General features: G+C 66.0%; 11 protein-coding genes. 2 read left to right on the forward strand and 9 right to left on the reverse strand.

The genetic code is table 11. The annotated features are described in order from the left end of the window. Positions 1-25: 25 nt before the first annotated feature. From fghA to CY658_RS21370, 6 genes are read right to left on the reverse strand one after another with little or no spacing between them, the layout of a single operon-like run. The gene (fghA, locus tag CY658_RS21345; protein ID WP_101492099.1) at positions 26-910 is read right to left on the reverse strand and encodes an S-formylglutathione hydrolase; all 885 of its coding nucleotides are present in this window, start codon (positions 908-910) and stop codon (positions 26-28) included. Beyond that, positions 907-1,839 (reverse strand): alpha/beta fold hydrolase, encoded by a 933-nt coding sequence (locus CY658_RS21350; protein ID WP_101492100.1) that lies wholly within the window; start codon positions 1,837-1,839, stop codon positions 907-909. Before CY658_RS21350 ends, fghA begins: the two co-directional genes overlap by 4 nt. Before the next feature lie 19 nt (positions 1,840-1,858). Beyond that, positions 1,859-2,965 carry an S-(hydroxymethyl)glutathione dehydrogenase/class III alcohol dehydrogenase gene (locus CY658_RS21355; protein WP_101492101.1) on the reverse strand — a complete coding sequence of 369 codons (1,107 nt, stop codon included), beginning with the start codon at positions 2,963-2,965 and terminating at the stop codon, positions 1,859-1,861. 52 nt (positions 2,966-3,017) lie between these two features. Beyond that, a complete protein-coding gene (locus CY658_RS21360; RefSeq protein ID WP_101492102.1) occupies positions 3,018-3,665 on the reverse strand; it encodes a glutathione S-transferase family protein in 648 nt (215 codons plus the stop codon). Further along, positions 3,662-4,507, reverse strand: coding sequence for an aromatic ring-hydroxylating oxygenase subunit alpha (locus CY658_RS21365; protein ID WP_101492103.1), 846 nt, complete (start codon positions 4,505-4,507; stop codon positions 3,662-3,664). Before CY658_RS21365 ends, CY658_RS21360 begins: the two co-directional genes overlap by 4 nt. 17 nt (positions 4,508-4,524) lie before the next feature. Then, positions 4,525-5,199: a Rieske (2Fe-2S) protein gene (locus CY658_RS21370; protein WP_101492104.1), complete on the reverse strand. Its 675-nt coding sequence runs from the start codon at positions 5,197-5,199 to the stop codon at positions 4,525-4,527. Between the two features lie 171 nt (positions 5,200-5,370). Between CY658_RS21370 and CY658_RS21375 the strand changes: the two genes are divergently transcribed. After that, positions 5,371-6,369 carry a LysR family transcriptional regulator gene (locus CY658_RS21375; protein ID WP_101492105.1) on the forward strand — a complete coding sequence of 333 codons (999 nt, stop codon included), beginning with the start codon at positions 5,371-5,373 and terminating at the stop codon, positions 6,367-6,369. A gap of 44 nt (positions 6,370-6,413) precedes the next feature. Then, complete coding sequence (gene aroQ / locus CY658_RS21380; RefSeq protein WP_101492106.1) at positions 6,414-6,854, forward strand: type II 3-dehydroquinate dehydratase; 441 nt, start codon at positions 6,414-6,416, stop codon at positions 6,852-6,854. A 7-nt stretch (positions 6,855-6,861) separates the two neighbouring features. Here the strand turns inward: aroQ and CY658_RS21385 are convergent, their stop codons facing one another. The 3 genes from CY658_RS21385 to CY658_RS21395 form a co-directional block, all read right to left on the reverse strand. Continuing rightward, entirely contained in the window at positions 6,862-8,445 is a 1,584-nt protein-coding gene (locus tag CY658_RS21385; protein WP_257884959.1) for a SpoVR family protein, read from the reverse strand. Further along, positions 8,442-9,734 (reverse strand): YeaH/YhbH family protein, encoded by a 1,293-nt coding sequence (locus CY658_RS21390; protein WP_099796127.1) that lies wholly within the window; start codon positions 9,732-9,734, stop codon positions 8,442-8,444. The genes CY658_RS21385 and CY658_RS21390 overlap by 4 nt, the downstream gene beginning before the upstream one ends. An 81-nt stretch (positions 9,735-9,815) precedes the next feature. Then, positions 9,816-11,738 carry a PrkA family serine protein kinase gene (locus tag CY658_RS21395; protein ID WP_101492107.1) on the reverse strand — a complete coding sequence of 641 codons (1,923 nt, stop codon included), beginning with the start codon at positions 11,736-11,738 and terminating at the stop codon, positions 9,816-9,818. Between the last annotated feature and the right edge of the window lie 577 nt (positions 11,739-12,315).

Consider the following 12,315-nt stretch of genomic DNA (forward strand, 5'->3'; position numbering starts at 1 on the left):
CGGGTGCGAGCTGCACCCTTTGTGGTCAGCCGTTCAGCGTCTGCGCGTGGTGCGCGATGTGGTCGGCGATGAAGCTCTGGATGAAGTAGTAGCCGTGGTCGTAGCCCGCATGGCGGCGCAGCGTGAGCGGCTGGCCGGCGGCGAAGCAGGCGGCCTCGAAGACTTCGGGGTGCAGCTGCTCGGCGAGGAATTTGTCGGCCAGGCCCTGGTCGATGAGGATGCCTTGCGGATAGGGCGCCACGGTCTGCGATTGCATCAGCGCGCTGGCGTCGTGCGCGAGCCACTGCGCGCGGTCGTCGCCCGGCTCGCCCAGGTAGCCGGCGAAGGCCTTCTGGCCCCACGGGCACTGGGTGGGCGCGCAGATCGGCGCGAAGGCCGAGAGCGACAGGAAGCGCCCCGGGTGCCGCAACGCCAGCGTGAGCGCGCCGTGGCCGCCCATCGAGTGGCCGAAGATGCCCAGGCGCTGGCCGTCGACGGGCAGGTGCTGCGCCACGAGCGGCAGCAGCTCGTGGACGATCCAGCTTTCCATGCGCCAGTGCGTGGCCCAGGGCTCGGCGGTGGCGTCGAGATAGAAGCCGGCGCCGATGCCGAAGTCCCAGTTGTCCTTGGCGCCCGGCAGGCCTTCGGGCCCGGCGCCGCGCGGGCTGGTGTCGGGGGCGATGAGCGCCAGGCCCAGGCTCGCGGCCATGCGTTGTGCGCCGGCCTTCACCGCGAAGGTTTCCTCGTTGCAGGTCAGGCCCGCGAGGTAGAGCAGGGCGGGAACGGGCTTGCCTGCGGTCGCGGCCTGCGGCGGCAGGTAGACAGAGAAGCGCATCGGCAGGCCGATCTCGTGCGAGCGATGCTCGAAGAAGCGCTGCACGCCGCCGAAGGCGTGGTGTTCGGAAAGAAGTGTCGGAGTGGTGTCGGTCATGAAGAAGAGGTCGTCTGGCTGCGCATCAGTGCGGGCACGAGTTCAAGCACGGCGTCGGCGAAGGTGCGCGGTGCTTCCTGCGGCAGGTTGTGGCCTGCGCCGGGCACGAGGCGGTGCGAACGCGGCCCGCTGAAGCGGTGCGCGTGGGCCGAGGCATCGGCGGGCGGTCGCACGCCGTCGTCGATGCCATCGAAGGTGATGGCGGGCACGGTGATCGTCGGCTGCGCGGCAAGGCGCCGTTCGATGTCGGCATAGGCCGGGTCGCCGGGCACGAGGCCGAAGCGGTGGCGGTACGAATGGATCACCACGTCGACGAAGTCGGGATGGTCGAAGGCGGCGGCACTGCGTGCGAAGGTGGCGTCGTCGAAATTCCAGGTCGGTGACCACAGTTTCCAGAGCAGCTTCGCGATCGCGTTGCGGTCTTTCGCTAAACCGGCGCGGCCGCGCTCGCTGTGAAAGTAGTACTGGTACCAGAGGCTGTGTTCGTTCTCGGCCGTGTCCGGCTCCATCGCCTTCGCGATGTTCTGGATGTTGTAGCTGTTGAGCGAGACCAGCCCCGCGCAGCGCTCGGGCCACAGCGCCGCGACCACGCAGGCGGCGCGGCCGCCCCAGTCGTAGCCGGCGAGCACCGCGCGCTCTATCTTCAACGCGTCGAGCAGTGCGAGCAGGTCGGCGCCGAACGCTGCCTGTTCGCCCGAGCGCGGCGTCGCGTCGCTGAGGAAGCGCGTGCCGCCGTAGCCGCGCATGTACGGCACGACGACGCGGCAACCTTGCGCGGCCAACAGGGGCGCGACCTCGGCGTACGTGTGAATGTCGTACGGAAAGCCGTGCATCAGCAGCACGGGCGGGCCGTCGGCGGGGCCGGCTTCGTAATAGGCGACTTCGAGGACGCCCGCTTCGATGGTGCGCAAGGGTTCCATGCGGTTCATGGCGGGCGCCTCCTCGGGCTCAGTACAGCACCACGCCGCGAATGGACTCGCCGCGCTTCATCAGGTCGAAGCCCTTGTTGATGTCTTCCAGCGGCATGGTGTGCGTGATCAGGTCGTCGATGTTGATCTTGCCTTCCATGTACCAGTCGACAATCTTCGGCACGTCGGTGCGACCGCGCGCGCCGCCGAAGGCCGAGCCTTCCCACTTGCGGCCGGTGACCAGCTGGAACGGGCGCGTGCTGATCTCGGCACCGGCCTCGGCCACGCCGATGATGATGCTGCGGCCCCAGCCCTTGTGCGTGCACTCGAGCGCCTGGCGCATCACCTGCGTGTTGCCGATGCACTCGAAGCTGTAGTCGGCGCCGCCGTCGGTCAGCTGCACGATCGCGTCGACCACGTTCTCGGTGGTCTTGGGGTTGATGAAGTGCGTCATGCCGAACTTGCGGGCCATGGCCTCGCGCTCGGGGTTCAGGTCGACGCCGATGATCTTGTCGGCGCCCACCATCTTGGCGCCCTGGATCACGTTCAGGCCGATGCCGCCCAGGCCGAACACCACGACGTTCGCGCCGGCTTCGACCTTGGCCGTGAAGAGCACGGCGCCGATGCCGGTGGTCACGCCGCAGCCGATGTAGCAGACCTTGTCGAAGGGCGCGTCTTCGCGGATCTTGGCCAGCGAAATTTCGGGCGCGACCGTGTAGTTGCTGAAGGTGCTCGTGCCCATGTAGTGAAAGATGGGCTTGCCGTCGAGGCTGAAGCGCGAGGTGGCGTCGGGCATGAGGCCCTTGCCCTGCGTGCCGCGGATCAGCTGGCAGAGGTTGGTCTTGCGCGACAGGCAGAACTTGCACTGGCGGCATTCGGGCGTGTAAAGCGGAATGACGTGGTCGCCCTTTTTCAGCGTGGTGACACCCGGACCGACGTCGACCACGATGCCCGCGCCTTCATGGCCCAGGATGGCGGGGAAGATGCCTTCGGGGTCGGCGCCCGAGAGCGTGTAGTAGTCGGTGTGGCAGATGCCGGTGGCCTTGATCTCGACCAGCACTTCACCGAACTTCGGGCCCTGGAGGTCCACGGTTTCGATGGTGAGGGGTTGGCCTGCTTGCCAGGCGACGGCGGCTTTGGTTTTCATGGGATTCGGTTCTTCAGAGAGCGGAAGGGGACAAGGATACTCAGGCGCGCTTTCAGGCGGGGCCAGCGGGGAAGATACCCGACATGCCCACAAAACCGGGCAGGTGACGGAAATCCCAGACCCAGCGGCGCAGCGCGGGAAATTCGTCGAGCGGGATGCCGCCTTCGCCCGCCAGCGCCACGTACGGAAAGCAGGCGAGGTCGGCGATGGTCGGCTCGGGCGCAGCGGCGAGCCAGCGCAGGCCGGTGGCTGCGTGCTGCTCGGCGAGGTGGTCGTCGAGCACGCGGAAGGCCGCGCGCGCGCCGCGTCGGCAGGCGTCGACGTCCAGGTGCGTGTAGCCCAGCGCGTCGTGCAGCCGGGCGGCCGAGGCGGTGCGTGTGATCTCGTCGGCCATGGCGAGCCACATCGCGACCTGGCCGCGCAGCTTCGGGTCGGCGGGGTACCAGCGCTGCGATGCGTCGTAGCGGCTTGCGAGGTAGACGAGGATGGCTTGCGCATCGCGCAACACGAAGCCTTCATCGTCGATCACCGGGAGCTGACCCAGCGGGTTGATCTGTTCAAGGAATCTGGCGGACTTGTGTTCGCGACCCGGATGGAAATCGACCGGCACGCTCGCGTGGTCCACGCCGAGCCACAGCAGCATCTGCCGCACCTTGAAGCAGTTGCCCGAGAGCGGGTAGTCGTAGAGCCTGACGGTCATGCGGCGGCCCTCGCGGTGCCGAAGCGCATGCCGCGCTCGCGCAGCCAGCGGCGGTAGGTGACGGAGGTGGTGTCGCCGCGCGTGGGCGTCTCGGCGCGGCCTTCGAGCGGCATGCGCTTGAAGGCGTGGTTCTCCAGGATCGGCTTGTCCTGCCCGAAGATCGTGTGCTGAAAGGCGATGAGCTCGGCGTCGGTCGATACGTCGTCGAAGTAGGCCAGCAGCGTGTGGGCGATGACGTGCTCGTCGTCCACCGGCTGCAGGAACAGGCCGATGGCGTCGAGCTTGTCGGGCCGGTGGCTCGACTTGTAGAGCATGGCCGAGAAGGGCTGCATCACGCGGTACTTGTAGAACACCTCGCTGCCCGTGTCGTGGGCGGCCGAGGCGCGCGGCTGCCAGAAGCGGCAGTCGGTGGCCCAGATCTCGTCGGTGGCGGCGTCGACCTCGACGTTGTACTTGGCGACTTCGGTGTGCGGCACCTTGCCGAGGTAGTCGGGGTGCACGAAGGGGAAGTGCGCCATGTCCAGGAAGTTCTCGATCACGCGCAGGCCCGAGACGGCCACACCGAGCCCGCCGCAATCGACGAGGCGGCGGCCGGGCTCTTCGTGCTCGGGGAAGGCGAACAGCGCGCGCGCGGGGCGGCCGCTGGGGCAGACCCAGAGGAAGCCGTAGCGCGATTGCACGGTCAGTGCGTCGGTGCCGAGAAGGGCGTGCGGCACGCCGTCGGCATCGGTGTGCAGGTGCAGGGTTTCGCCGAGCAGCCGCGTTGTGTGGGGCAAGCCGCTCGCGGGGCCGGCGACGAGCCAGTCGTCGAGCATGTTGGGGTCGTCGGTGACGAAGGGCATGTTTTTCTTTCTTCTTTTCAGTGCGATGACGCGGCTTCGATGGCGCTGCGCAGCTGGCGCGCTGCGAGGTGCAGGCGGGCCATTGCGTCGGAACCGGGCGCTGCGTCGGTCCACAGGTGCAGGAAGCTCAGCTGCGGCTGGGCGTCGAGCAGCAATGCGGCGACGGGTGAATCGCCCAGCGTGCCTTGCCATGCATCGGGCGTTCCTGCCGGTGCGAAGCCATGCTGCGCCAGCGCGTCGCGCACTTCGGACGCGGCCACGCGCAAGGTCAACGTGCGAGCGAGGTGCCAGCCGGCGGGAACGGCGGTGACGAGTTCAGCCGGCGCGGGCGGGCCTTCGGCCGCAAGGCGCACCCACAGCATGCCCGCCGCATCCGCCGTGGCGAACACCTTGGCGCAGACGTTGCGCGGCGCCTGCATGGCCGGGTGCGCCGGGATGCGCACGCACGCGCCGCTGCCGGCCTCGTACTGCCAGCCGTGGTACGCGCAGGCCAGGCGGTCGCCGCCGGTCACCTGGCCGAGCGTGAAGCGCACGCTGCGGTGCGGGCAGCGGTTCTCCCAGGCCTGGGGCGTGCCATCGGCCGCGCGCCACAGTGCGAGCTCCTGGCCTTGCGCAAAGCCGGCGACGATGTTGGCGCCGGCGCGCACCTCGGCGGAGGGGGCGACGGGGTGCCAGGTGACTGAGGGATTCATGGGTCTTGATCGTGGGGTCGACGGAAAAGGGCGCCGCAAACCGGCATAGCATCGGCCATGCCCTTGTCGGCGGTGCCGCCTACCGTAGCGTGTCCGCCGCACCGATGAAAGCCCCATGCCAAGACGCTCCTTTTCATTCCTGCAACGACGACCCCCACGGCGGTGGCATTCATGAGCGCCGGGCGCATCGACCTCGCGCTGGTCGAGGCCTTCGTGCTCGTGATGAAGAGCGGAAGCCTCACCAAGGCCGAGAGCCTGTCGGGCGTGTCGAAGGCGACGCTGAGCCGGCAGCTCACGCGGCTGGAGGAACTGCTGGGCGCCCAGCTGCTGCTGCGCAGTTCGCGCCGCATCGCGCCGACGGAAGCCGGGCGTGCGTTCTTCGCACGCTGCGAGGGGCTGCTCGGCGAGGTGAGCGGCCGGCTGGAAACGGCGCGCACCGAGGTGCAGGAACTCACGGGCGGGGTGTCGGGGCGGCTCACGCTGCTGTCCGACACGCAGTTCAGCACCTCCTTCGTCTGCCATGTGGTGCGGATCTTTCTCGAATCGCACCCGAACGTTCGCTGCCAGCTCGACGTGGCGAACGGCTTGCAGGCCCCGCAGATCGGCGAGGTCGATTGCTATGTGGGCTCGGCGCCGCCCGACCTGCCGGACCTGGTCGCCAAGCTGCTGGGCCGGCTGGCCTATGGCCTGTACGCCAGCCCGCAGTACCTGGTGCGGCACGGCACGCCGCAGACGCCCGAGGCGCTGGCGCAGCACCGGATGATCGCGATGCACGAGCCGTCGGGGCCGCCGTCGCCGCTGCGGCTGGTGTCGCAGCAGGCCTCGGGGCGCCACGTGGTGCGCACGGAGCCGGCCTTCGAGACCAACGACCACTGGGTGATGAAAACCTTCTGCATCGACGGCCTGGGCATCGCGCCGCTGCCGGTGTTCTTTGCGGGCCCCGAGGTGGCGCAGGGCGTGCTGGTGCCGGTGCTGCCGCAGTGGCCGCCGGAGGCGCGGCGGCTGTACTGCGCCTACCAGCGGCAGCGCTACATGGGGCAGAAGCTGCGCGCGTTCGTCGACCTGATGGCGCGCTGCGTGGCGGACATCGGCTCGTACAACCACTACGTGGGCTCGACCGCGGCGGTGTCGTCTTCAGCGCGCCGGGCGCGGCCTGCAGCGCGACCATAATCGGCCTTCTTCCTGCATCCGTCTGCTTCCTTCACCGATCCATCATGAAGAAAATCCTCGTTCTCAACGGCCCCAACCTCAACCTGCTCGGCACGCGCGAGCCCGAACAGTACGGTCGCGACACGCTCGCCGACGTCGAACGCCTGTGCAAGGACACGGGCGCCAAGCTCGGCGTGGAGATCGAATGCCGCCAGTCGAACCACGAAGGCGTGCTGATCGACTGGGTCCAGGAGGCGGGCCGCGAAGTGGCCGCCGGCAACATGCTGGGCGTGGTGATGAACCCGGGCGCCTACACCCACACGTCGATCGCGCTGCACGACGCCATCAAGGGGGCGAGCGTGCCGCTGATCGAGCTGCACATCTCGAACGTGCATGCACGGGAGGAGTTCCGCCACAAGTCGTACATCTCGCCTGCGGCGCGCGGGATCATTGTGGGGCTGGGGGTGAAGGGCTATACGCTGGCCATCGCCGCGCTCGTGCCCTGACCCTTCTTCAGTAGTTCTGCTTGGGCGCAGCAGCCTTCCAGCTGCGGCTGACCCGGCCGCCGCTGTCGACGCTTTCCAGGTGGACGTCGAAGCCCCAGAGCCTTGCGACGTGCTTCAGCACTTCTTCGGCGCTGTCGTTCAGCGGCAGGTTGTTGCGCTGTGTGTGGCGCAGCGTGAGCGAGCGGTCGCCGCGCGTGGCGACGCTCCAGACCTGGATGTCGGGCTCGCGGTTGCCGATGTCGTACTGGCGTGACAGCGATTCGCGCAGCGCCTGGTAGCCGCTGTCGTCGTGGATGGCCGACACCTCGAGTTCCGATTCGCTCTGGAAATCGCGGATGGCGAACAGGCGGAAATCGCGCATCGTCTTCGGGCTCAGGAACTGGCCGACAAAGCTCTCGTCCTTGAAGTTGCGCATGGCGTAGTCGAGCGTCCTGACCCAGTCGGTGCCCGCGTAGTCGGGGAACCAGCGGCGGTCTTCCTCGGTCGGCTTTTCGCAGACGCGGCGCAGGTCGGTGAACATCTTGAAGCCCAGCGCATAGGGGTTGATGCCGCTGTAGGCGCGGTGGCCCACGGGCGGCTGGAACACCACGCTGGTGTGCGAGCTGAGCCATTCCATCATGAAGCCGTCGTCCAGCTGGCCGCGGTCGTACATGGTGTTGAGCAACGTGTAGTGCCAGAAGGTGGCCCAGCCTTCGTTCATGACCTGGGTCTGGCGCTGCGGGTAGAAGTACTGCGCGATCTTGCGCACGATGCGCACCACCTCGCGCTGCCACGGTTCGAGCAGGGCGGCGTTCTTCTCGATGAAATAGAGCAGGTTCTCCTGCGGCTCCGACGGAAAGCGGCGTGCGGCTTCGGCTTCCGACTCTGCCGCCTGCTCGCTCTTGCGCGGCAGCGTGCGCCACAGGTCGTTCACCTGCTGCTGCATGTGGCGCTCGCGGTCGGCGCGCTGTGCGCTTTCTTGCGCCAGCGAACGCTTCTGCGGGCGGCGATAGCGGTCGACGCCGTAGTTCATGAGCGCGTGGCAGGAGTCGAGCAGGTCTTCCACGGCATCGAGGCCGTGGCGCTCCTCGCACTCGGCGATGTAGTGCCGCGCGTAGACGAGGTAGTCGATGATCGACGACGCATCGGTCCACATGCGGAACAGGTAATTGCCCTTGAAGAAGCTGTTGTGCCCGTAGGCCGCGTGAGCGATCACCAGGGCCTGCATGGCCATGGTGTTTTCTTCCATGAGGTAGGCAATGCACGGATCGGAGTTGATGACGATCTCGTAGGCCAGTCCCATGTGGCCGCGCTTGTAGTTCTTCTCGGTGGAGATGAACTGCTTGCCGTAAGACCAGTGCCTGTAGATCATGGGCATGCCCACGCTGGCGTAGGCGTCCATCATCTGCTCGGCCGTGATCACCTCGAGCTGATTCGGATAGGTGTCCAGGCCGAAGCTCCTGGCTGTCTTGGCGATCTCGGTGTGGTACGTCTCGATGAGCTCGAAGGTCCAGTCGGACGGACTGGGCAGGCGCTCCAGGCGCGAGGTGGGCAGGTCGGTGCTGCGCGGCAGGACGGGGGCACCGGGAGGGCGTTCGGTGGTGGTGATCATGCGGGGACCCCTTCCTTCTTGAACAGGTCGCGGAACACCGGGTAGATGTCTTGTGCGTCCGACACCTTGCGCATCGCGAAGTTGGGCGCGACGCCCTCGAGCTGCTGGTACTCCTGCCACAGGTTCTGCTCGGTCTCGGCCACCTGCACGTAGGCGTAGTAGCGCACCACGGGCAGGATGTTGTCGACCAGCAGTTCGCGGCAGCGGCCGCTGTCCTGGTGCCAGTTGTCGCCGTCGCTGGCCTGGGCGCCGTACACGTTCCATTCGCCGCTGGCGTAGCGGGCCTTGACGATCTCGTCCATGAGCACCAGCGCGCTCGACACCACGGTGCCGCCGGTTTCGGTGGCGTGGAAGAACTCTTCCTCGGTCACCTCTTGCGCCTGCGTGTGGTGGCGCAGAAACACGAGGTCGATGCGCTCGTAGTGCCGCGTGAGAAACAGGTACAGCAGCATGAAGAAGCGCTTGGCCATGTCCTTGCGCGCCTCGTCCATCGAGCCCGACACGTCCATGAGGCAGAACATCACGGCCTTGGCGCTGGGCACGGGCGTCTTCACGCGGTTGCGGTAGCGCAGGTCGATCGGGTCGATGTAGGGCACGTGTCGCATGGTGCGGCGCAGCTCGGCGATGAGATCCTCGGTCTCGCGGATTTCCTTCTGGATGAGTGCCGTCTCGGCCTGCGGATGTGCTTTCAGGACCAGGAGGTGCGCCTCCAGGCGCTTGAGTTCCTTGCGCGGTTCGCCGCCGAGCGCAATGCGCCGCGCGAGCGCGCCGCGCATGGAGCGCACCACGTGCAGGTTGTTGGGCGAGCCGTCGCTGGTGAAGCCGGCGCGGTGGCTCTTCCACTCGGGCACTTCGGCGATCTGGGTGCGGATGAGGTGCGGCAGCGCAAGGTCGTCGAAGAAGACACGCATGAACTCCTCGCGCGTGAGGCGGAAGACGAAGTCGTCCTCGCCTTCGCCGCTGTCGCTGGCCTCGCCGCTGCCCGAGCCGCCGCCGCCCTGGCCCTCGGGGCGCGCGATGCGGTCGCCCTTGAGGTATTCCTGGTTGCCGGGGTGCACGTACTCGCGGTCGCCGCCGCGCGCATGGCCGAACACCGGCTCGGAGACATCATGGCGCGGCAGGGTCACGTCTTCGCCTTGCTCCAGTTCGCGGATGTTGCGCCCGCTGACCGCGCGCCGCACCGCCTCCTGGATCTGCCCCTTGTAGCGCCGAAGAAAGCGCTCGCGGTTGCCGATGGACTTGTTCTTGCCCGAGAGCCGACGATCGATGATCTGCTGCAGGATGGCCACGATGTTTTCAAAGCTCCTTGCAAAACGGTGGGCGATGCGATGGTTAGGTTCGTCGCATGCGCCCGTTGTTCCCGCTGTCCGCTATGAACTCTTGCGCACGCGCAGGTACCACTCGCACAGAAGCCGGACCTGCTTGGCGGTATAGCCCTTCTCGACCATGCGGGTCACGAAGTCTTCATGCTTCTTCTGCTCGTCGGCGCTGCTCTTGGTGTTGAAACTGATCACCGGCAGCAGCTCTTCGGTGTTGGAGAACATCTTCTTCTCGATGACTGCGCGCAGCTTCTCGTAGCTGGTCCACGCTGGGTTGCGCCCCGCGTTGCCGGCCCGTGCGCGCAGCACGAAGTTGACGATCTCGTTGCGGAAGTCCTTCGGGTTGCCGATGCCGGCGGGCCGCTCGATCTTCTCGAGCTCGCCGTTGAGCGAGGCGCGATCGAACACTTCGCCGGTGTCCACGTCGCGGAACTCCTGGTCCTGGATCCAGTAGTCGGCGTAGGTCACGTAGCGGTCGAAGATGTTCTGGCCGTACTCGCTGTAGCTCTCGAGGTACGCGGTCTGAATCTCTTTGCCGATGAACTCGGCATAGCGCGGCGCCAGCAGCTCCTTGATGTAGCTGATGTACTTCTGCTCGGTTTCCGGCGGAAACTGCTCGCGCTCGATCTGCTGTTCGAGCACATACATCAGGTGCACGGGGTTGGCGGCCACCTCGGTGCTGTCGAAGTTGAACACCTTCGAGATGATCTTGAAGGCGAAGCGCGTCGACACACCGCTCATGCCCTCGTCGACGCCCGCGTAGTCGCGGTACTCCTGGATCGACTTGGCCTTGGGGTCGGTGTCCTTGAGGTTCTCGCCGTCGTACACCTGCATCTTGCTGAAGGTGCTGGAGTTCTCGGGCTCCTTCAGGCGCGTGAGCACCGACAGCTGCGCCATCATGCGCAAGGTGCCGGGCGCGCACGGGGCCTTGGCCAGCGACGAGTTGCGCACCAGCTTCTCGTAGATCTTGATCTCTTCGGAGGCACGCAGGCAGTACGGCACCTTGACGATGTAGATCCGGTCGAGGAAAGCCTCGTTGTTCTTGTTGTTGCGGAACGCCTTCCACTCGCTCTCGTTGCTGTGGGCCAGCACGATGCCGTCGAAGGGAATGGCGCCGAAGCCCTCGGTGCCCTTGAAGTTGCTTTCCTGCGTGGCCGTGAGCAGCGGGTGCAGCACCTTGATGGGCGCCTTGAACATTTCCACGAACTCGAGCAGGCCCTGGTTGGCCAGGCACAGGCCGCCGGAGTAGGCGTAGGCGTCCGGGTCGTCCTGGGCGTAGGTTTCGAGCTTGCGGATGTCGACCTTGCCGACCAGCGAGGAGATGTCCTGGTTGTTCTCGTCGCCCGGCTCGGTCTTGGCGACCGCGATCTGGCGCAGCACCGAGGGGTAGCGCTTGACCACCTTGAACTGGCGAATGTCGCCGCCGTACTCCTCGAGCCGCTTCACGGCCCAGGGCGACAGGATGCGGTTCAGGTAGCGCACGGGAATGCCGAACTCTTTCTCGAGGATCTCGCCGTCTTCGAGGGTGTCGAACAGCCCCAGGGGCGATTCGTTCACCGGGGAGCCGTGGATCGCATAGAAGGGCACGTGCTCCATGAGCTGCTTCAGGCGCTCGGCGATCGAGCTCTTGCCGCCGCCGACGGGGCCCAGCAGGTAAAGGATTTGCTTCTTTTCTTCCAGGCCTTGTGCGGCGTGGCGGAAATAGGACACCACCTGCTCGATGGCATCTTCCATGCCATAGAACTCCTTGAACGCCGGATAGATCTTGATGACCTTGTTCGCGAAGATCCGCGAAAGACGGGGGTCATTGCGGGTATCTACCAGTTCCGGCTCGCCAATGGCCTGAAGCATTCGTTCGGAGGCCGTTGCATATGCCGTCGGATCGCGTTTGCAGATATCCAGATATTCCTGCAGCGAGAGAACTTCCTCGCGGGTGCGTTCGTAGCGGGCTGCAAAGTTGCTGATCACGTCCATGGTCGCGCCTCCTTAGGTCGGCGGGGCTTTTGACCCCGATGCCTACAGCCAGAGACTGCGTCGCTCCTCTTGGAAGAGGGGCCCCGCCCATGGCCGTATGCCGTGGAAAACTCCCTTACACACTACCTACTCAATCGGTTCAATCAGCATAAAGCAAAGAAAGAACCAGGCAAATGTTTTATTTATTCTGAACCCCTCTGCCGAGTAAAGTTCCTCGGAAAACAAGGAACTTCTATTCGCGTTTCTGTTAAATTGAAAAGCTCGCGCTCGCGTAATTGTCCCCGGATGAAATGACTATGCCGAATGGCTATCGTCCTCATTGCAATTCTCCGGCGAACAGGTTTCCTAATTGAACCCGGGTTCAATAAAGCCGATGCCTTTCATCAATAACGCACGACCTGTCGTTTGGTTTATTGCATATCCAAAAAAACATTAAAGCAATCCCCGCGCCACTTCCACAGCGGGTGGCTGGCGCATGCAAACGTGGGAAGACAGCGCGGGCGCCGGTCGGCGGCGTTCCGCAACGGTGCGGGGAGCACCGTTCGCGTGCCTGGCGCGCCGCCGAAGGGCGGAGGCG

It is taken from the genome of Variovorax sp. RO1 (genome assembly GCF_002849325.1).
Taxonomy (GTDB): domain Bacteria; phylum Pseudomonadota; class Gammaproteobacteria; order Burkholderiales; family Burkholderiaceae_C; genus Variovorax.

What these genes read in the sequence shown, in the direction of transcription:
- fghA (WP_101492099.1), bottom strand. Translation starts at nt 910, where the DNA reads ATGACCGACACCACTCCGACACTTCTTTCCGAACACCACGCCTTCGGC.
- CY658_RS21350 (WP_101492100.1), bottom strand. Translation starts at nt 1,839, where the DNA reads ATGAACCGCATGGAACCCTTGCGCACCATCGAAGCGGGCGTCCTCGAA.
- CY658_RS21355 (WP_101492101.1), bottom strand. Translation starts at nt 2,965, where the DNA reads ATGAAAACCAAAGCCGCCGTCGCCTGGCAAGCAGGCCAACCCCTCACC.
- CY658_RS21360 (WP_101492102.1), bottom strand. Translation starts at nt 3,665, where the DNA reads ATGACCGTCAGGCTCTACGACTACCCGCTCTCGGGCAACTGCTTCAAG.
- CY658_RS21365 (WP_101492103.1), bottom strand. Translation starts at nt 4,507, where the DNA reads ATGCCCTTCGTCACCGACGACCCCAACATGCTCGACGACTGGCTCGTC.
- CY658_RS21370 (WP_101492104.1), bottom strand. Translation starts at nt 5,199, where the DNA reads ATGAATCCCTCAGTCACCTGGCACCCCGTCGCCCCCTCCGCCGAGGTG.
- CY658_RS21375 (WP_101492105.1), top strand. Translation starts at nt 5,371, where the DNA reads ATGAGCGCCGGGCGCATCGACCTCGCGCTGGTCGAGGCCTTCGTGCTC.
- aroQ (WP_101492106.1), top strand. Translation starts at nt 6,414, where the DNA reads ATGAAGAAAATCCTCGTTCTCAACGGCCCCAACCTCAACCTGCTCGGC.
- CY658_RS21385 (WP_257884959.1), bottom strand. Translation starts at nt 8,445, where the DNA reads ATGATCACCACCACCGAACGCCCTCCCGGTGCCCCCGTCCTGCCGCGC.
- CY658_RS21395 (WP_101492107.1), bottom strand. Translation starts at nt 11,738, where the DNA reads ATGGACGTGATCAGCAACTTTGCAGCCCGCTACGAACGCACCCGCGAG.